Annotated in this window: 13 protein-coding genes and 1 pseudogene; 11 read left to right on the top strand and 3 right to left on the bottom strand. The window is 57.4% G+C overall.

Features of this window, described 5'->3' with window-relative positions; all coding sequences use genetic code 11:
- Positions 1-106 precede the first annotated feature (106 nt).
- From I6J23_RS09090 to I6J23_RS09135, 10 genes are all read left to right on the top strand, one after another.
- Positions 107-295 (top strand): ubiquitin-like protein Pup, encoded by a 189-nt coding sequence (locus I6J23_RS09090; RefSeq protein ID WP_046202329.1) that lies wholly within the window; start codon positions 107-109, stop codon positions 293-295.
- Complete coding sequence (pafA, locus tag I6J23_RS09095; RefSeq protein ID WP_239454899.1) at positions 292-1,725, top strand: Pup--protein ligase; 1,434 nt, start codon at positions 292-294, stop codon at positions 1,723-1,725. The genes I6J23_RS09090 and pafA overlap by 4 nt, the downstream gene beginning before the upstream one ends.
- Before the next feature lie 18 nt (positions 1,726-1,743).
- Complete coding sequence (locus I6J23_RS09100) at positions 1,744-3,828, top strand: WYL domain-containing protein (protein WP_204581799.1); 2,085 nt, start codon at positions 1,744-1,746, stop codon at positions 3,826-3,828.
- Between the two features lie 83 nt (positions 3,829-3,911).
- Positions 3,912-4,187, top strand: coding sequence for a Sec-independent protein translocase subunit TatA (tatA, locus tag I6J23_RS09105; protein WP_204581800.1), 276 nt, complete (start codon positions 3,912-3,914; stop codon positions 4,185-4,187).
- Positions 4,188-4,418: 231 nt separating this feature from the next.
- Complete coding sequence (gene tatC, locus I6J23_RS09110; RefSeq protein WP_204583043.1) at positions 4,419-5,666, top strand: twin-arginine translocase subunit TatC; 1,248 nt, start codon at positions 4,419-4,421, stop codon at positions 5,664-5,666.
- A gap of 106 nt (positions 5,667-5,772) precedes the next feature.
- Positions 5,773-8,640 (top strand): DEAD/DEAH box helicase, encoded by a 2,868-nt coding sequence (locus I6J23_RS09115; RefSeq protein ID WP_204581801.1) that lies wholly within the window; start codon positions 5,773-5,775, stop codon positions 8,638-8,640.
- A 36-nt stretch (positions 8,641-8,676) separates the two neighbouring features.
- Entirely contained in the window at positions 8,677-9,912 is a 1,236-nt protein-coding gene (locus tag I6J23_RS09120) for a M24 family metallopeptidase (RefSeq protein WP_239454901.1), read from the top strand.
- 13 nt (positions 9,913-9,925) lie between these two features.
- The gene (cbiE, locus tag I6J23_RS09125; RefSeq protein WP_204581803.1) at positions 9,926-11,239 is read left to right on the top strand and encodes a precorrin-6y C5,15-methyltransferase (decarboxylating) subunit CbiE; all 1,314 of its coding nucleotides are present in this window, start codon (positions 9,926-9,928) and stop codon (positions 11,237-11,239) included.
- A gap of 54 nt (positions 11,240-11,293) precedes the next feature.
- Complete coding sequence (gene cobM / locus I6J23_RS09130; RefSeq protein ID WP_204581804.1) at positions 11,294-12,070, top strand: precorrin-4 C(11)-methyltransferase; 777 nt, start codon at positions 11,294-11,296, stop codon at positions 12,068-12,070.
- Between the two features lie 62 nt (positions 12,071-12,132).
- Positions 12,133-12,855 carry a cobalt-precorrin-6A reductase gene (locus I6J23_RS09135; RefSeq protein WP_204581805.1) on the top strand — a complete coding sequence of 241 codons (723 nt, stop codon included), beginning with the start codon at positions 12,133-12,135 and terminating at the stop codon, positions 12,853-12,855.
- Positions 12,856-12,873: 18 nt separating this feature from the next.
- Here I6J23_RS09135 and cobJ read toward each other — a convergent pair.
- The 3 genes and pseudogenes from cobJ to I6J23_RS09150 form a co-directional block, all read right to left on the bottom strand.
- Positions 12,874-14,429: pseudogene (gene cobJ / locus I6J23_RS09140) on the bottom strand (precorrin-3B C(17)-methyltransferase).
- Positions 14,426-15,136 (bottom strand): precorrin-8X methylmutase, encoded by a 711-nt coding sequence (locus tag I6J23_RS09145; protein WP_204583044.1) that lies wholly within the window; start codon positions 15,134-15,136, stop codon positions 14,426-14,428. The pseudogene cobJ and the gene I6J23_RS09145 overlap by 4 nt, the downstream one beginning before the upstream one ends.
- Before the next feature lie 40 nt (positions 15,137-15,176).
- Positions 15,177-16,400, bottom strand: a complete 1,224-nt coding sequence (locus tag I6J23_RS09150; RefSeq protein WP_204581806.1) for a nitrite/sulfite reductase — start codon at positions 16,398-16,400, stop codon at positions 15,177-15,179.
- Between the two features lie 195 nt (positions 16,401-16,595).
- On the opposite strand from I6J23_RS09150, the gene cobN reads away from it, so the two are divergent.
- The gene (gene cobN / locus I6J23_RS09155; RefSeq protein ID WP_204581807.1) at positions 16,596-20,315 is read left to right on the top strand and encodes a cobaltochelatase subunit CobN; all 3,720 of its coding nucleotides are present in this window, start codon (positions 16,596-16,598) and stop codon (positions 20,313-20,315) included.
- The last annotated feature ends 2 nt before the right edge of the window (positions 20,316-20,317 follow it).

Here is a 20,317-nt window from a genome sequence, read left to right on the forward strand (position 1 = left end):
TAGGCAATTATGGACCACTCATACGCGATAAGGTTATAACGGGCACTGAGATCGTCAGATTACAATAAATCACGCATAGTGAGAACACTTAAGAAGGCTTTTAAGCATGGAAAAATCATCGCAAATTCACGGCTCCAAGCCCGGCGACGACAACGCCGATGAACCCGAGAATGCCGCCGGCCAATCACAGATTAGGGGACAAGGTGCCGACGATCTTCTTGACGAAATCGACGGATTATTGGAATCGAATGCAGAGGAATTCGTTCGTTCCTACGTTCAAAAGGGTGGACAGTGAGCGCTGACAAAGCCGTTTTCTCCCGCCGGATCATGGGGATTGAAACCGAATTCGGGATTACCTGTACCCATGACGGAGCACAAGCGGTCGCTCCCGACGACATTGCGCGTCAACTATTTCGGCCTATCGTCGACCGTTTCCGCAGCTCCAACATCTATACACTCAACGGGGGACGCCTATATCTCGACGTCGGCTCGCACCCGGAGTACGCCACTCCGGAATGCGATAGCCTCAATCAACTGCTCATCTATGACCGGGCTGGGGAAGTAACGCTTAACCGGCTCGCTGACCAAGCAGAGCACGCCCTCGCCGACCAACACATTGAGGGCACGGTCCATTTGATGAAGAACAACACCGATTCCCTCGGGAATTCATACGGGTGTCACGAGAATTATCTTGTGGGCCGGGCGATCCTTCTAAAAAAACTGGGCCAAGAGTTCATCCCGTTCCTCATTACCCGACAATTAATCTGCGGCGCAGGACACATCGCGCGTCCCCATTCGCGGTTGACCAATGGGGACACCACCCCTGTTTATCAGTTGAGCCAGCGTGCCGACCACGTGTGGGAAGGGGTATCGTCCGCAACAACCCGTTCACGCCCCATCATCAACACCCGCGATGAGCCTCACGCAGATTCCGAAATGTACCGACGTCTCCACGTCATCGTCGGTGACTCGTCCATGTCAGAGACAACGGCTGCTCTCAAGATCGGGTCAGCGCTCCTCGTCCTCGAGATGCTCGAAGCTGGTTACTCTTTCGACGAGTGGGAAATAGCTAACCCATCACAAACTATTCGTGATATCAGCCGTGATCTCACCGGGCGAGCAGAGTTTCCACTCCGATCGGGACGAACAAGCTGCGCTCTTGACATCCAGCAAGCCTTCGCTGACAAAGCTCAACAGTGGCTCGACGAACGCCCGGAGGAGCAGCATGGCACACCTAATGCAGACATGCAGCGCGTCGTCGATATGTGGAAAAAAGTGCTCACTGCCCTTGATTCTGGGGATACATCGTCGATTGCAAAGGATATTGACTGGGTAATCAAGAAGAGCATTATCGACCGATATCAAGACAAGTTCGGCTGGGACCTTTCTCATCCGAAACTCCAACAGATCGACTACGCGTATCACGACATCCGGCCTGGTAAAGGTATTTTCCGGACTCTTGAAGAGCGTGGCCGTGTTTCACGGTGGCTGGAAGGTGCGAACTCGCCTATCACCGATGCGACCGACACACCGCCACAGACCACACGAGCGAAAATGCGGGGAGATTTTCTCCGTGTCGCCCAGGAGAACGATGCCGACGTGTCTGTCGATTGGACACGGCTGAAAATCAACCGCCCAGAGCCCCACGACATTGCGCTCCTCGACCCCTTTGCCGCGCACGATTCGCGGGCCGATGACATGATCAGTTCGATTATTGACCGATAAGGTACAAGGCGATTAGCCATGACTCCACCGAGTGACCGCTCTCAGACCAGCTCGACGTCCCGGCGCAACCAAGCCACCTACGAGCGACTCATCAACCTTGTGCTCGCACTCAAGGATTCTTCCCGACCTCTCAATGGTCAGTGGCTTATCGAGCATGTCAGTGGTTACGAGGATGGATCGCAGGAATCGCGCAGGCGGAAGCTCAACCGCGACATTGCCCAACTCCGTGATCTCGGGTTCGATATCGACACCACCGATGACGGTTATCTGATGGACTTCACCCAAACTGTCGACGTCCACTTCTCTCAAGAAGAGATGGGAGTCATCGCCCTCGCCAGTCAATTCGCCTTGTCTGGGGACTTGGCCGCATTGGGGCGACGGGCCTGGGTCAAACTTTCGGCGGCGGGATCGCTGGGGACGGTAGCCCCGATACATGGAATTCCCGATAGTACCGACCTCACGGGTCCTGATTTTTCCACGTTGTTGCGGGCTATCACGGAGTCAACCGTCGTCCAGTTTCTGTACTATCCGTCGATCGAAGACGAGCCCTCGCTGCGCACTGTTGAGCCATGGGCGCTCGTGCCGGAAAGTGGGCGGTGGTACCTCGCGTGCTTTGACCGTGAACGCGAGAAGCCACGTAGCTTCCGACTCGCTCGAATTAACTCCATTCAAGACACCGACACCCCGGCTACCCACACCGATCAACGGTCAGCTATTGCTCCGACTGAGCTCGTCCGGTCACAGCTTCACCGCGATAGCAATGGTCAATCTACCCACGCTGTGATCAGCGTGTCACCAGACGATAGCCGGCGAATTATTGAGCTCTTACGCTCCCACAACCTTCATCCGGAGAAACGCAGTGACACGCGCTGGGTTATTGCTGATGATGACGCGGGACAGCTGCGGTCGTGTGTCCTGGCCGAAGCACCGGAGATCGTAGTCGAGGAGCCTGGCGACTACCGGATTACCATCGCAAACCAATTGAAATCCCTGATTACGGGAATAACGAGCTCCACAGCGTGGGCACTACCGTCGAGTGTGCCTCCTCTCAACGAGACCGACCATTCCGTTGATGCACCAGCTGCGGTGAGCATTTCGGATCAACACCACACGGAACTATTACGTCTCCTCACGATTGTTCCTTACCTCCGACAGCATCCCGGGGTCACTCTCTTTGAGGCAGCCCATGACCTGGCTATGTCGCCGACGCAGCTGAAAAACGATATCACCAAACTCACGTTTTGTGGTCTTCCGGGATTATCCGGCGGGGACTTGATCGACATCGACGCCGATCCCCGGCACATCTCGTTGTGGGCGGATCAAGGTCTGACCGCGCCGGTGGGACTCACTATGGAAGAAGCCAGCGCGATCCTCATGGCGTTGGAGACTATTGACTCTATTCCGGGGATTGCCGACGCCGAGGCCATTCATCGCACCGAAGACAAACTAAGAACGATGGCCGGCAATCATGCCGACGCAATTGCTCGCGCAACACAAGGCGGCGGCAATTCACTGGTCAACGACCTTGCCGACGCTGTTAACACACGCACGACCATCGTCATCGCGTACGCAGATCCCCTCGGCGATGCGGTAGCAACACCACGTCTCGTCGATCCACTCTCGATTATGGTCGTCGCTGGAGTGAGCTATCTCCGAGGATTGTCACTGGCCGACCCGCACGACCACGCGGACGTGGGGGACAACCAGTCCGCGAACGACCCGCAGGCTCCAGGAAACAGGATTCGACACTTCCGCATTGACCGAATCCAATCGCTGGAGCAACGGGAACCGTCGACACTGAGTGCTAAAAAGCGAGACCGCTTACGCTCCACTCTTAATCCACTTGATCCCTTCGGTTTTCGGGAAAGTCCGCATTGGGCCCGAGTGTGGGTCGCCCCTGAGGCGCGGTGGGTTGTCGACTATGAACATGTATGGCCTGTTTCTGAATTTAAAGGGGGTCTTATTATCGACGTCCCCGGGCGTCCCGAATGGATTCGCAGCTTCATACTCAGGCACGGAGGATCGATCATTCCTCTTGAGCCCAAGGACCTGCGCGATTCCGTAAGAGACCGTGCAGAAGACGGATTACTTCGGTATCGTTAGGCACCGTCCAGTCGCGCCCGCGCGTCAACAAAGCTGCGGGGGTGGCTTCTGCGTTACTCACCACACGTCGTAAGGTGTACACCATGGCTAACCTAGGGTTTCCAGAACTCGTTCTCATCGCAGTCGTCATACTTGTCCTCTTTGGATGGAAAAAGCTCCCTGACGCTGCGCGTTCAGTTGGTCGTTCCATGCGCATCTTTAAATCTGAAGTCTCAGAAATGAAGAACGATGGCGCAGAGGCAGAAAAGACCTCGGCCGCGTCGACCACAACTGATGAGATCACCTCAGCATCGTCAACCGATACGCCTCAGCCAACGGTGACGGTGGAGTCCAAGGACGATAAGAAGCATCCCGCCTAAAGGCACAAAACAGTATTGTTATAACACTGTCACGTTTGTGTTCTCTGTAGCTGTTTTCTACAGCTGTTCCCAGTAGCTGGAGCAGGAGAGAACCTTGTTCTCCTCACAGTGACCGCCAACGCCGAATGTATTCGCCTCACAAAGAGAGTGACAGTCACGCTCATGGTGGCGGAACCAATGCATCTCGGCACGGGTACTTGTGATAAGAACCACGGGGAAGACAAGGTGCTCGTGACTCAATCAACGTCGGTAAGCAAGGGTGGACGCGTGTCTCGCAAGGCCAAGAAGAATCCAGATGGAACCATGTCCATCGTCGATCACTTGCGCGAACTCCGTACACGGCTATTGCGGGCTCTCGCAGCCATTGCCGTCACAACAATCATCGGGTTTATCTGGTACGAACACGGAATCCCGGCCTGGGCCATCGGGCCCCTCCACGTGCCACGGCTCCCTAGTCTCGGCGAGATTCTCAAAGAGCCATATTGTTCGCTACCCCCATCGGCCCGTGCAACATTCTCCGCGGATAAGGAATGCCGTCTTCTCGCCACAAGTCCTTTCGAAATGTTCATGCTCCGAATGAAGATGGGCGGATTGGCAGGACTTGTTATGGCATGTCCCATCTGGCTTATCGAGATATGGCGGTTTATCACCCCAGGACTTTTGAAAAACGAGCGACGTTGGACGCTGTCCGTCGGGACCATCGCTGGGTTCCTTTTCGTTTTGGGCGTTGTTGCTGCTTACCTGGTCCTCCCCATGGGCTTAGATGTTCTGCTTCATTTGGGCGACAGCACTCAGATTTCCGCGCTGACCGGTGAGAAATACTTCAATTTCGTTATCGCACTGATTCTCGTATTTGGCTTGAGTTTCGAAGTACCACTTTTTACTGCGATGCTTAACCTCGCTGGGGTTGTGCATTATGAGCAGCTCAAGGACAAGCGGCGAATCATGATTGTCGTGATCTTCATCTTCGCTGCCATTGCCACACCAGGACAGGATCCCATTTCCATGCTGGTCCTCGCCCTCACACTGGTTGTTCTTATGGAGTTAGCCCTGCAATTCACGCGAATCCATGACCGCCGCGTTGCCCGGCATGTGTCCGAGTGGGAGGGTTTGAGTGACGACGAAGCCTCCCCCCTGAAGGTTGCTCCATCATCTATCCCCGCAGCAGAATCAATTTACGACGGGCAGCGCAAAGGTGTTGCCGGCGGGGGAGATGCCCACCCCGCGGGTGGATCAGGGCCGATACCGCAGCCCTCACCCGTGACAGCTCCATCGGGCACCCCGTCGGCCAGCGAGCCGCCCACACCGACGCCGAGCCCGGCACCCTCTGACGCATCTCCGACCTCAGGCTCACACCACGCCCCACCAGCAGCAGCGCTCCGTCGGGGTCCGCGGTCATGGAACGATTCCACTGGAGACAACGACGGTAAGCCCGGGAATGACACAATCCAATCCAGCAGTTTCGACGACGTCCTCTAACGGCTACATTGTGCACACGAACATCGTGGACGCGCAGCAACCGCACAGCAACACAAACCTCATAACCGACACCACAATCAACAAGTGACAATCGACAAGGAGAAGTGTGACCGAAGCGTCAGCCGAGGACCTTCCTATTTTCCACCGTTTCGCGCACCAGCACGATTTCCCGTTCGACCAATTCCAGATTGACGGATGTAACGCCATCGAACGGGGCCGCGGAGTACTCGTCAGCGCACCAACGGGCTCAGGAAAAACAATCGTCGGAGAATTTGCCGTATTTCTCGCACTAGAAACAGGCAAACGCTGTTTCTACACCACGCCTATCAAGGCCCTATCGAACCAAAAATACAACGATCTCCGCTCCACCTACGGTGATGACCGTGTGGGGCTGATGACCGGGGACGTCTCCATCAATAGGGATGCCGACGTCATCGTCATGACCACTGAAGTCCTGCGGAACATGATTTACGCCGACGCGGACTCCTTGGACAACCTCTCCCACGTCGTAATGGATGAGGTTCACTACCTTGCCGACCCAGAACGCGGCCCAGTATGGGAAGAAATCATCCTCAACTTGGACGAGTCAGTATCCATCGTCGCCCTCTCCGCCACCGTCTCCAATATCGAACAATTCGGCGAGTGGATAAAGATGACCCGCGGCGACACCGACATCATCGTCTGGGAGCACCGACCGGTCCCACTTCACCAATACATGCTGGTAGGGAACTCCGTTGTCCCGCTATTTTCGGGAGACAATGACGACGCTACGCAGGAACTATCAGCTCCGATTAACCCAGACTTAGTCTCACGATGCGCGGCAGCGGAACGGCGGAGTAATGGCCGACGTAAGCGCCCACACCGCCCAGCTGTGATCGGACAGCTCCAGGCAGCGTCCATGCTCCCCGCGATCATATTCATCTTCTCCCGAGCCGGCTGCGAAGGAGCACTAGCCCAGTGCTACACAGCACGGGTACAGCTCACCACGCGTGAAGAAGCACGCGAAATTCTCTCCATTATCGACGCCGACACCGCTGACATCCCTCACGAGGACTTGGACCTCATGGGGTTTCGCCGATGGCGAACCAACCTCTCGCGAGGAATTGCAGCGCACCACGCCGGGATGCTGCCCGCCTTCAGGCACATCGTCGAAAAACTATTCGTGCGTGGCTTACTCAAAGTCGTCTTCGCCACAGAAACACTAGCGCTCGGGATCAACATGCCTGCCCGCACCGTCGTCCTCGAATCACTCGTCAAATTCAACGGCGAAGCCCACGTTGATCTCACCCCTGCGCAATACACTCAGCTCACCGGCCGCGCCGGGCGTCGCGGTATCGATGTGTTGGGGAACGCCGTGGTGTTATGGCAGCCGTCGATGGATCCGGAAGCTGTGGCCGGGTTGGCGTCGACACGAACCTATCCGCTGATTTCGACGTTCCGCCCCGGCTACAACATGTCCGTCAATCTGCTCAATACGCTGGGTGTTGAGAAATCCCACCGCCTGTTGGAGCGATCATTTGCTCAGTTCTTAGCGAATGAGGACGTGGTTGCTCGCGCTCATCAGCGACGCGCTCACCAGCGTCACGTGGATTCTCAGCATGATGAGCTTCTGGAAATCCTCGGCCACCGATCCGAAAACAAACTGGCAGAATACGTCGCTATTCGCAGAAACCTCTCCCATGAGGAGAAGAAAACCCAAGCAGAGAACCGGAAAGAGCGGTTCAAGGAAATCTCTCGTTGTCTCGGTTCGCTCACCGTGGGTGATGTGATCGCGCTTCCCGAGGGGCGCAACCCCGCGTTGGCTGTGTGCGTTAGAGCTGCTAGAGCGGGTAAGGCATCATCCAAAAACAATCATCGTCACGATTCGTCGCGACGCTATCGGGGTCGTCGTCGACACTATGATCATGAAACCCCAGATACGGATGGTCAGGATCCACGACCGATGGTGATCACGGAAGATGGACGAGTGGGTCAGCTTCATGCAGATGAGCTGGGCAATGTGCCCATGACGGTGGGGCGGATGCGTCTTCCTCGAGATGTTTCTCGTCACCCCAAGCGGGCGCGCTCACTTATCCGCTCTGAGTTCCGTCGTCAATCTTTTCATCGGCCTCGGTCTCTCAAGCCCAAAGCCCGCGTGAGAAAGAACGCCACAATCAAGTCGTTGCGGAAGGAGCTGCGTGCCCACCCAGTGCACAAGTGGGAGAACCGGGAAGAACTCGTCCGTGCCTATGTCCGTTTAGCGCGCACGCGGGAGAAAATAGCAGATCAATCGGACGCACAGCCGGGTTCGGGCACGTCCAGAGGGGTACTTGATGCGGATACGCTGGTCTCTACTTTTGATCGGATGATCGCACTGCTGCGTGAGATGGACTATGTGAATCCGCCCATCGACGACGAACCCGGCGCGGTGACCTCCAGCGACACCACTCAGGGAGGCTCCGATGACACCCATGACTTGTCATTAACCGAAGAAGGCCTACGTCTGGCACGGATTCACAATCAGTCGGATTTGCTCATTGCTCAGTGTTTGCGACGAAAGATTTGGGATGACTTGGATCCCGCTGAGCTCGCAGGAGTGGTGAGCACCTGCGTCTTCGAGAACCGCAAGTCGGTTCCAGGAGAGGTTGAGGTCCCGACGCAGCCGTTAGCCACGGCGATAGAAAACACTGAGCGTCTCTGGGAGGAGATCGTTACCGATGAAGAGCGGCATCATCTCCCCATGACCAGGCCGATTGAGACCGAGCTGTCCACAGCGATGCACCAGTGGACTGCCGGTGCGCCTTTGGCATATTGCGTTCAAGCCGCCGCGGCGAACGGAGCATCTCTAACACCAGGTGATTTTGTCCGGTCGTGTCGTCAAGTGATCGACGTGCTCAACCAAATTAAAACAGCAGGATATTCCAACGATATTCGCGCGCATGTTCGGCAAGCAGTGGAGGCCATGCGTCGAGGCGTCGTTGCCATGGGGAGCTAAACGCGATCACCAAAAATGCCTAGTAGTGTCTTAGATATGACTCAATCGACTTCGCAAACGACAAACGACGTTTCCTCTGGCGACAATCCATCGAACGACGTGTCTGGTTCTCCAGCAGCGCAGTCGGGCACGAACAGTGAGCATGATCGTGACGCGGCCTTCGCTAGCCGCCTTGAGCGGGCCCGTCGGTTGGTGAAGGACAACCAGCTAGAGGGCCTCGTTTTCGGTTCAGGCGTCGAGCTGGAGTATTTCATCGGGACGCCCTTGTTTTCGCACGAGCGCCTGACTGCTCTTGTTATTACGCATGACCGTGCCGTCCTGGTGGCTCCAGCTGTCGAACGCGGAGAAATCGAGGATAGCTACGTTCCCCGATCTGAGGTCACAGTCGACTATTGGGTCGATGGACAAGATCCTCATGACTCGGTTATTCGTGTGCTGACATCGAGTAACCCCAGCAATGACGAAGGAGATACTCCGTCGGGGACAGTGGGTGTCGGCTCAACGATGACCGCTGATCATCTTCTTCCTCTGCAGGATCGCGGCTATCGCTGGGTGTTAGCCGGACCTGTGCTCCGAGAGCTGCTGATGAGGAAAGACGCCTACGAGATTGAGCAGCTCACCGCAGCGGGCCAGGCCATCGACCGAGTCCACGCAGCAGTCCCGGGCCTGCTCCGCGACGGCCGTACTGAGCGTGATGTCGCTCGCGACATCGAACAACTCATTCTCAAAGAGCACCAAGCCGTCGACTTCATCATCGTCGGATCAGGACCGAACGGCGCGAATCCGCACCACGAATACTCGGACCGCATAATCTCCGCCGGCGACGTCGTCGTTGTCGATATCGGCGGAACACTTAATGGCTATCACTCGGACTGCACGCGCACATATGTTGTGGGCGAGCCCACCGAGAAGCAACAAGAAATCTACGATGTCCTCCAGCAGGCGCAGAAGCAAGCCGTGTCAGCGGCGAAGCCCGGTGTATCCGCCGCCCAGATTGACGCCATTGCCCGGAATGTCATTACCGCGGCGGGATATGGCGATAACTTCATTCACCGGACGGGCCACGGTATCGGCCTATCCACCCACGAAGAACCGTTTATCGTGACAGGCAATGAATTGGTCCTCGAACCCGGAATGGCGTTTTCGGTAGAACCAGGGATTTACCTGGAAGGCGAGTGGGGAGCCCGCATCGAGGATATTCTGATCATTACCGACGACGGTGCTACGTCAGTCAATAACCAAACGCATGACCTCGTCCGGACTGAAAAATAGTGAGCGCACTGTCATGACAAGCTCACCTTTAAGGGCGGTCGATACCCCGCCACGCGACAGTGACGAATCAGATTCGCACCTATCCGGCACCAACCCGCACCGGCGCAACCCATTATTGGGACATGACGGCAGTGGGTGGATCATTGTCGTCGGTATTGGGGCCGATGGGATGGACGGCATAGGGGAGCGCGCCCACCGCGCCATCACGAGCGCTGATGTCGTGGTCGGGTCCTGGCGGCAACTTCAACTCGTTCCGGATAGTTGTCAGGCAACGAAGAAACCGTGGCCGTCACCGCTGGTTCCGCACATCGCGGAATTTTTCGACTCCCTCGCGGATCGCCGGGTTGTGGTGTTGGCCAGCGGGGACCCGATGTTTTTCGGGATCGGTACGACGCTGGCGCGGATTCTGGGGCCCGATGCGTTCAGTGTGATACCGGCAGCATCGTCGGCAAGTTTGGCATGTGCTCGTTTAGGGTGGGGGCTTAATACGACGCCAGTGGTGAGCCTCTTGACCAAGCCCGTAGAGATTCTCGGCCCACTATGCGACGACGGAATCCCTTTCCTCATCTTGTGCCGCGATAGTCATTCACCTGCGGATATCTGCGACTATCTATGCTCCCGCGGGCTAGGTGACGCCCGGGTTGATCTTTTGTCAGATTTGGGGTCGTCTCATGAGACCCATACGGTCTCTACGGCGCGTCAGCCTGAGGCGCTCGATGCCCAGTCGAATTTGTGCATCGTGGCAATCACGCCCACGAAAGTTGGGCTCAGCCGGGTACCTGGTAGGCCGGACCAGACTTACGCGAATGATGGTCAATTGACTAAATCCGACATTCGCGCGCTGACCCTGGCCGCCCTAGCACCGCACCCGGGGGAGGTTCTCTGGGACATCGGTGGGGGATCAGGCTCAGTCAGCGTCGAATGGTGCCGGGTTGCGCGAGATGCAGAGTCTTATGTGATTGAGCACGTCCATGAGAGAGCTGCACGAATTACGACAAACTCACTGGGCTACCCGGTAACCGTCGTGCACGGGCAAGCGCCCGAAGCCCTTGACGATTTACCGTCCCCCGATGCGGTGTTCATCGGCGGGGGACTGACGCACCCCGGAGTAGTTGATCGTGCCTGGGAGGCATTGCGTCCCGGTGGACGGTTCGTCGCCAACGCTGTCACGGTGGAGTCGGAGCAGATGGTGCTCCGGCTTCAGGAAAAGTGGGGTGGTTCATTAACGCGCTTTGACGTTTCTCATCATTCAGCCTTGGGATCGTTCCATGCGTGGCGGCCCGCTCTTCCTATTATTCGTTTCGTCACAACAAAACCGGTGGTATAACGCGTAGCGGTGCTTCTGCTGCTTAAATACCACTGGCTGAAAAGGTGTGTATTCATGACTGTCTATTTCATTGGTGCCGGGCCCGGCGCGGCTGACCTGCTTACCCTTCGGGCGGATTCATTGATCAGGCGGTGCCCGGTGTGCCTCTACGCTGGATCTATCGTCCCTCCTGAGGTTCTGGAGCACTGTCCCGAGGGTGCTGATGTTATTAACACTGCCCGAATGCCTCTTGATGCCATCGTGGAGACAATCGCGAAGGCCGACAGTGAGGGCAAGGACGTTGCTCGGTTGCAATCGGGGGATCCCTCGCTGTGGTCTGCTCTAGCCGAACAGGCACGTCGTCTCGTGGAGCGAGATATTGACTATGAAATCGTTCCAGGGGTTCCGGCTTTCTCTGCCGCGGCTGCGTCGTTAGGCCATGAGCTGACTGTTCCCACCATTGGGCAATCAGTGATCTTGACGAGGATCTCGGGGCGCGCGTCATCTATGCCGGAGGGGGAGTCGTTGCCTGAATTGGGCTCGCATGGTGCCACGATGTGCATTCATCTTGCGGCGCACGATGCCCAGCGCATCAGTGATGAACTCGCCCCATCGTATGGTGGCGACTGCCCGGTGGCTGTTGTCGCATTCGCTTCTCGGCCGAATGAGTGTGTTCTCCGCACAACGCTGAGCAAACTACCCGACGATATTGCCGCGGAAGGTATCACGCGGACCGCAGTCATTATCGTGGGACAAAGTTTGGCCGCAGATGAGTTCCCCGATAGTTTCCTTTATTCTGACGACCGGCCCCGCGATGCGCACGGACGTACCATCCCCTGTAGCCACGACTAATCCGCCTGCCCGCCGTCGGAGTGGATTCCGGCTCAATGACTATTAAGGACACTTCTTCACCTATGCGCGCTCTCATACTTGGTGGAACCGCTGAAGCTCGAGAACTAGCTACTCTTTTAGTCAATAAAGGGTGGCATATTACGACGTCGTTAGCTGGGCGAGTGAAACATCCCCGGCTTCCCGCGGGGGAGGTTCGTATCGGCGGGTTCGGTGGGCCATCCGGTTTGGCACGGTGGATACTCGACGAAAATGTTGACGTTATTGTCGACGCCACGCATCCCTTCGCCGAGCGCATTAGCACGTCCGCATATGAGGCAGCTCGTGCGACGCAGGTCCCCTTGTTGGCGCTTCATCGTCCTGCTTGGGAAGAGCAGCCGGGGGATCGGTGGATCCACGTTGCCACTATGCGTGAGGCAGCTCTGAAGGCTCAACGTTTTGCTCACATATTTCTTACGATCGGCCGACAGCAACTCGCTCCTTTTGCCGACGACCCGGATAACCTCTACGTCATCCGCAGCGTCGAACGACCATCTGCGCCGTTGCCGGCCCGACACCGCATTATTCTTGACCGCGGCCCTTTCAGCCTCGCCTCGGAGAAGAAGACGCTCATTGACAATCAAATCGATGTTGTCGTCACTAAAAACTCGGGGGGATCAACCTATCCCAAACTTGAGGCCGCGCGGAGCCTTAATATCCCAGTCATCATCGTTGATCGGCCGCCACTACCGGCCACATGGGTTGTGACCTCAGCAGACGAAGCCGTCGAAGCGCTCAGTCATCTTTGATACCCCTGGCGTGGGAACTCAGTCGTCTGTAGCGGGCGCCTCATAATGCCGAGCAGTAAAGACGCGACGACCATCGGGTCCGTCGTACACATGCGTTGTCGATGCTCCCACTATCAGCATCGTCCGCATATCCACGACACCGGGGTCAAGCTCCGCCAATGTCGTCACGGTTACTGATTCATCCGCAGACCCCACGGCTCGGGCCACGATGACCGGGGTATCTGGTGTCTGGAATTCCAGAACGATGTCCCGCAAGGCGCCGACCTGCCACCGTCGCGACTTCGACGCCGGGTTATAGACAGCAAAGGCCATATCCGCGCCTGCCAAAGCACGAACGCGTTTGACCACCACATCCCATGGCTTCAACCGATCCGACAGTGACACCATGCCAAAATCATGGCCCAATGGTGCCCCCACGCGGCTTGCCACCGCTTGGGCCGCCGTCATGCCCGGCACAATTCTCACCGGAACGTCGCGCCATTGATCATCATCTGCCGTCTCTAGAACGGCGGCAGCCATGGCAAACACTCCGGGGTCGCCAGAAGACACCACGGCCACACGGCTACCGCTCCGAGCCATGTCCAAAGCCATCGCCGCCCGAACTGCTTCCACTTTGTTGTCCGACAAATGCCGCCGCTGGCCTGGCACGTCAGGAACACGCTTGACATAGGTTGAGTACCCCACCACATCGGTGGCTTGGGCTAATTCTTCTGACGCCTCCGGAGTAATCCACTCAGAGTTGCCAGGCCCAAGCCCAATAACAACGACCTCGCCCATTGATGTGTGTTCCATTGTCATTTACTTCTTTCTGTCGGTCCTTCTGTCGACCGCCGCAATTCGCTATCAGTCGGTGACGGCACCACAGCAACAGCGAAATACGGCACGGCAGCGGGGTCCACCTCGAGCAGAGGAATGACCTGCTCACCATCCATCGTGGCCCGCACAACAACATAGGCACGATCAGCTTGACCGACCCGCACCAGCGCCCGGCGAACCGTCGGAAATGTTCGGCCCAATTTCATAACGACGGCACCGTCGAACTGCGATAACCGCTGCACCAGCTCATCTTCAGATAATGTTCCTGGGATAACCCCCAGCGTTTCATCTTTTTCAACCAACGGGCGTCCGACGGAGGCTGCGGCAGCAGTGATTGATGTGACCCCAGGGATAACGGTAGTGGGGTAGCGGTCTGCTAGTGCACGATGGAGGTGTTGGTAGGAGCTATACAGCATGGGGTCGCCGAGACTGAGGACTGCGACGGAGTGCCCCTGGTCAAGGTGATGAGCCAATCGAGCGGTGGCACTGACGTAAAACTCCCCTAAAGCTCCCGCATAGCCGCCAGCATGATCAGCAACGCCCGTCGTGACGGGGTAGGTGAGTAGCTCCTCAATCTGATGGGGATTGTCACTCGCCAAATACGGAGCGGCGATCCTCCGCGCCGTCGAATGACCATGCGTGCCAGCATGAAAAGCCACCACATCGGCGGATCCAATGATCTTCGCGGCCGCAATAGTAACCAGACCTGAGTCTCCCGGGCCTAACCCTACTCCATACAAATGTCCCGATTCTGTCACCGATAGTCCGCCTCACCCTTGATGGCGTCGTCCTTCATCGATGTATCAGACTCGTCCATGAGCTCATTCCGTCGAGCCAAAGCATTGATCGCAGCGCACGTGATCGCAGAACCACCACGACGCCCCCGAACCGTTATAAACTCGACTCCCAACGACTCGGCACGTTCCTCAAGCTCAGACTTCGACTCGGCGGCACCCACAAAACCAACAGGGATGCCAATAATCACCGCCGGCCGCATCAACTCAGGACGCGCAGCCAACACATCCATCAGATGGAACAACGCAGTAGGAGCATTCCCTACGGCTACCACCGCGCCCCCCAACCGATCCGCGCACATATCAAAGGCCGCAGCCGATCGCGTCGTCGACAACTCACGTGCTTTTTCCGCAACGCCTGGAGTGTTCAACAGGCACTCCACATCGTTATCCGCTGGGAGACGCCGACGAGTCACACCGCTCGACACCATCCGGACATCGGTAAAAATCGACGCCCCCGCCTCCAAGGCAGCTCGCCCCACCCGTACAGCGCCGTCAGAGAACACAATGTCGTCCGCCAACGACACGTCCCCAGCAGCGTGGATCATCCGCACCGCCACGGTCTCTTCGTCGGCAGAAAAACGACTCAGATCACTCTCGTCACGAATTATCGCGAACGAACGTCGATAAATATCGTTCCCCAGCGAAACATAACGATCCCGGCTATACATCGCATCACCAGTCCTTTCCGAACTCGCCGACCCCACACCATCAGACATGATGAGTCACCTCTGACGTCTCATAGACGCCATCACCCTCAGCAAGGAACTCTGTGTAATCCATATTCGGCGCACCACAACGACGCTCACACCCCACAAAATGCACACGTCCGCCAGGCAACGACCCGGCATTAATAGCCCGCACCGCATCGGAACGAACATCATCACGGGATTTCCGACACTGAGGCAATCCCGTACACGCTGTCACACGAGCCAAAGGTGACGCCGCATCGAAGACCAAACCGCGCGGAGCCAAAAAACGCACAGCCTCATCCGCCTCTGCCGCGGTCAAATCATGAACCACCACACCATGCCAACATGTCACCGTCGAGGGCTTGCCCACAGCGCCCAACAACCGCGCACACGCCGAATCCATTCGGCCAAAAGGCAACACACAAGCCAAGCTCACGCGCCCGTCATCCTGGTCAATCCACCCCATCGGCTGACGCAACCCCAGCTCATTGTCCGCAGACTCCTCATACGTCGGAAGCACATCATGAACCGAATTTTCCAACCCCACAAGGTTCTCACGAGCCCACTGAGCAAGATCCTCAGCCGCGCCGGGAGTCTCCTCGATCCGCCAATTCTTGCCGCGCCGGGCCTGCCATTGGCGCGCCATGCCAACGATGCTATCCACCACGCGCACCCGGGGGAGTGAACCCACCAGATAATCTCCTCCGATCACGACGTCGAAGAGGTCATGCGAATCTGATCGTCGCGTCTTCGTCGTCGCGATGACTCCGAAATCCGGGCGCTCTGCAATCACGTCGCCACGTCCGTCGTCGAAAGCAAAGAGGGTTCGGCCAGGTAGATCTGCCGTGTCGTCATACTGGATCAGTTCACGGTCAACGGCACGAACCAAGGAGCGCACGTCCCCTATAGAACCAGACCGTCCTGACAGGGGAGAGGCAAGATAATTACGCATCCGATCATGCCGTGGATAAGGCAGGAGTCCTGCTTCAGTCACGGCAGAAGCAAAATCGTCAACCGATTTCACACCACGAATCTGGATATTTCCCCTCGACGTGATGTGGACGTCGCCGTCCCCCAAGTCGTCAGCCATAGCGCCTAATGCCGTCCATTGGTGCGGCTGGATATACCCGCCGGGGGATCGGACACGGCCTATCATCCCGTCGGATGCAGTAAAAAGACGCAATGTACCGGGGCACATGTCTCCCCGATTCCGGGTCGTCGTCTGAGTACCGTCACTGTGCATGGTTTCTACCGTACCCCCGTGCACACAGGGTCAAAGTATTATGAATCCTCGATCAAAGGTCGTAGCCACCGATAATTAACTCGACCTCTAATATAGTTGCGGGAAGCGGGAATCCCCTCAGGGGAGCGGTCGCGCCACTGTCAAGCCAGACCCCGTACACGAACAATGTCCGGCGCGGTATCCGGAAAGGAAAACATGATTCTTCTGCTGTCCACTTCTGACACCGATCTGCTTACTGCGAAAGCGGCCAATGAGCACCCCGAAGTGGAGTTCCGCTGGGCTAATCCGGCGCGATTGATGCTTGATGATGTTGATGCTCTCCTCAGTGGCACACGTGTACCGGGATCCGGTGGGGCTACGGGTTCCCAGCCAGACATCATTATTGTCCGGCTTTTGGGTGGGCGGCGAGCCTGGGAAGAGGGACTAAATAAGCTCCTTGCCTCAGGTATCCCGACTATTGCCGTATCGGGTGAACAAAGTATGGACGCAGAGCTCACAGAGCTGTCCACTGCGCCATCGAATGTCGTTACCACCGCTCACCGCTATCTTGCTGAGGGTGGCAAGAATAATCTCGTCAACCTTCATAACTTCCTATCCGATACTCTGCTTCTCACCGGTTTGGGTTTCGACGCCCCCATTCATCTTCCTGAATGGGGAATACTGGAGGGCTGGGAAGGTAATCGCACGGCAGGCCTTCAGTCTGGGGGAGAGTCTGACACCCGACGCATTGCTGTCTTGTATTACCGCGCACAACATTTAGCTGGTAATACGCGTTATATCGACGCGCTGTGCGAGGCGATTGCCGACCGTGGGGCAGTGCCGGTTCCGATTTTCACCGCATCACTCCGCCAGGCGTCCGATGAACTTCTCCAGTTCTTCGGGACGATGGACACTCTGATCACGACGGTTCTCGCGGCGGGTGGAACAAAACCTGCCACCGCACAAGCCGGCGGTGATGACGGAGCATGGGACGTCTCCGCATTGGCGGAGCTCGATCTCCCCGTTATCCAGGGGCTCGCCCTGACCAGCTCGCGCAGCACATGGGAAGACAATGATGACGGGGCTTCACCGCTGGATGTTGCTACCCAGATCGCCGTTCCGGAGTTCGATGGGCGCATCATTACTGTCCCGTTCTCATTCAAGGAAATTGGCGACGACGGCCTCATTTCGTATAACCCCGATCCGGAGCGGTGTGCCCGCCTGGCAGGCATCGCGGATCGACATGCAGTGTTGCGGCATAAAGCCAATGCTTCCAAGCGTATCGCTGTGATGCTGTCGGCATATCCGACGAAGCACGCCCGGATTGGTAACGCGGTTGGGCTGGATACTCCGGCCTCCGTGTTGGCGTTGCTCCACGTCCTCCACGACGCGGGATACGACCTGGGGGATACGTCCAAGATTCCCGGCTGGCTTGACTCTGGCGACGAAACCAGCGAGAACTCGGATGCGTTTATGCACGCACTGATCGACGCTGGTGGCCAAGACCCCGATTGGCTCACCGACGAAGTAATGGCTGCCAATGAGCTCCGCCTCTCGGCAGCCGACTACCAAGAGTATTTCGATACTCTTCCGGAATCTCTTCAAAAGGACATGATTGAGACCTGGGGAGAAGCCCCCGGGGACCTTTATGTTCACCCAGAGACGAAAGATATCTACTTAGCCGGATTACGCTTCGGCAACGTCGTTGTAATGGTGCAACCACCCCGAGGCTTTGGTGACAACCCCGTCGGCATTTACCACGACCCCGACCTAGCCCCGAATCACCACTATCTAGCAGCTTATGAATGGATTCGCCGCACCCCGGACCGTCACGGTTTCGGAGCCGACGCGATCGTCCACGTCGGTAAACACGGCAACATGGAATGGCTTCCCGGCAAGACCGTCGCCCTCGGGCCCGATTCCGGCACCGACCAGTCCATTGGCGACCTTCCCCTGATCTACCCATTCCTTGTCAATGACCCAGGGGAGGGTACTCAGGCCAAACGCCGCGCCCACGCCACCCTCGTCGACCACCTCATCCCGCCCATGGCCCGTGCCGAAAGTTATGGCGACATTACCCGGCTAGAGCAGCTCCTCGATGAGCACGCCAACATTGCCGCCATGGATCCCGCGAAGCTACCAGCTATTCGACAAGAAATCTGGACGCTGCTAACCGCGGCAAAAATGGACCAGGATCTCGGATGGGAGAAACGCCCCGACGAAGATGTCTTCGACGACATGCTCATGCACGTCGACGGGTGGCTATGCGAAATCAAAGATGCCCAGATTCGAGGCGGGCTACACATTCTCTCGCACGCGCCCGAAGGAAAGCAGCTCGTGGAAACAGTGCTGGCCATGCTGCGCGCTCGACAAATCTTCGGCGGAATCAACACTCTTCCTGGGCTTCGTGAGGCTCTCGGCCTCCACGAAGACGGTTCAGAAACACGGCACCGCACCGATGACATTGAAAACATCGCGTCGGCACTCGTTACCTCCTTGGCAGACCACGACTGGGACGATAACGCCGTCGACACGGTCCTCGAGGATATCCGCCACGATCCCGGCCTCCCCGACAGCGCCAATGTTTCTGCCGTCCAGGACATCTTGCACTTCACAACCACGCAGATCGTTCCCCGGCTCCGTCAAACACACCGAGAACTCGACCAAGTTCTACGAGCACTCGACGGAAAATTTATCGAATCCGGACCATCAGGATCCCCCCTCCGCGGGCTCATCAACACCCTGCCAACCGGACGAAACTTCTATTCAGTTGACCCCAAAGCAATCCCCTCACGCTTAGCCTGGGACACCGGACAACTCCTCGCCGACAGCCTAATCGAACGCTACAGGCAGGATAACGACGGAAAATACCCCGTATCCGTTGGCATCAGCGCCTGGGGTACCTCCGCCATGCGCACCTCTGGTGACGATATCGCTGAGGTATTCGCGCTCCTCGGCGTCCGACCAATATGGGACGAAGTATCCCGACGCGTCACACGGCTAGAGGTCATTCCACTCGAGGAACTCGGCCGACCCCGCATCGACACCACGGTCCGCATTTCCGGATTCTTCCGAGACGCCTTCCCGCACGTCGTCGCCCTTCTCGACGACGCTGTCCAGATGGTCGCCGCCCTCGACGAACCCGCCGACATGAACTACGTCGCTACTCACGTGAACGAAGACAAAGCCAACGGAACTCCCCCCGAACGGGCACACCGCCGCATATTCGGATCAAAACCCGGCACCTACGGCGCAGGCCTCCTCGAACTCATGGACGCAGGAAACTGGCGCAGCGACGACGACCTCGCCGAGGTGTACAGCACCTGGGGAGGCTACGCCTACGGACGCGGAGTCGACGGCGCACCCGCCGCCGACGACATGAAACAGGCCTACACACGCATCCAAGTAGCCGCAAAAAACACGGACACCCGCGAACACGACATCGCCGACTCCGACGACTATTTCCAATTCCACGGCGGCATGGTAGCCACAGTCCGAGCACTCTCAGGCCAATCACCCGAAGCCTACATCGGCGACTCCACACGCCCCGACACCATCCGCACCCGCACACTCCACGAAGAATCCCGGCGCGTCTTCCGATCCCGCGTCGTCAACCCCCGCTGGGTCGAAGCAATGCGCAACCACGGATACAAAGGCGCATTCGAAATGGCAGCCACCGTCGACTACCTCTTCGGATACGACGCCACCGCCGGGATGATGGACGACTGGATGTATGAACAACTCACCCAGGAATACGTCGAAAACGAAGAAAACCGGGAATTCTTCCGCGAATCCAACCCATGGGCACTCCACGACATTTCCGAACGACTCCTCGAAGCCGCCCAACGCGGACTATGGAAAAACCCCGACCAAGACCGCCTCGACGCACTCACCGAAGCCCTCCTAGAAACCGAAGGAGAAATGGAAGACCGCTAAAA

Origin of the sequence: Corynebacterium kroppenstedtii, from assembly GCF_016894245.1 — a bacterium.
Lineage (GTDB): Bacteria > Actinomycetota > Actinomycetes > Mycobacteriales > Mycobacteriaceae > Corynebacterium.

What these genes read in the sequence shown, in the direction of transcription:
- I6J23_RS09090 (WP_046202329.1), top strand. Translation starts at nt 107, where the DNA reads ATGGAAAAATCATCGCAAATTCACGGCTCCAAGCCCGGCGACGACAAC.
- I6J23_RS09100 (WP_204581799.1), top strand. Translation starts at nt 1,744, where the DNA reads ATGACTCCACCGAGTGACCGCTCTCAGACCAGCTCGACGTCCCGGCGC.
- tatA (WP_204581800.1), top strand. Translation starts at nt 3,912, where the DNA reads ATGGCTAACCTAGGGTTTCCAGAACTCGTTCTCATCGCAGTCGTCATA.
- I6J23_RS09120 (WP_239454901.1), top strand. Translation starts at nt 8,677, where the DNA reads ATGACTCAATCGACTTCGCAAACGACAAACGACGTTTCCTCTGGCGAC.
- cbiE (WP_204581803.1), top strand. Translation starts at nt 9,926, where the DNA reads ATGACAAGCTCACCTTTAAGGGCGGTCGATACCCCGCCACGCGACAGT.
- cobM (WP_204581804.1), top strand. Translation starts at nt 11,294, where the DNA reads ATGACTGTCTATTTCATTGGTGCCGGGCCCGGCGCGGCTGACCTGCTT.
- I6J23_RS09135 (WP_204581805.1), top strand. Translation starts at nt 12,133, where the DNA reads ATGCGCGCTCTCATACTTGGTGGAACCGCTGAAGCTCGAGAACTAGCT.
- I6J23_RS09145 (WP_204583044.1), bottom strand. Translation starts at nt 15,136, where the DNA reads ATGTATAGCCGGGATCGTTATGTTTCGCTGGGGAACGATATTTATCGA.
- I6J23_RS09150 (WP_204581806.1), bottom strand. Translation starts at nt 16,400, where the DNA reads ATGCACAGTGACGGTACTCAGACGACGACCCGGAATCGGGGAGACATG.
- cobN (WP_204581807.1), top strand. Translation starts at nt 16,596, where the DNA reads ATGATTCTTCTGCTGTCCACTTCTGACACCGATCTGCTTACTGCGAAA.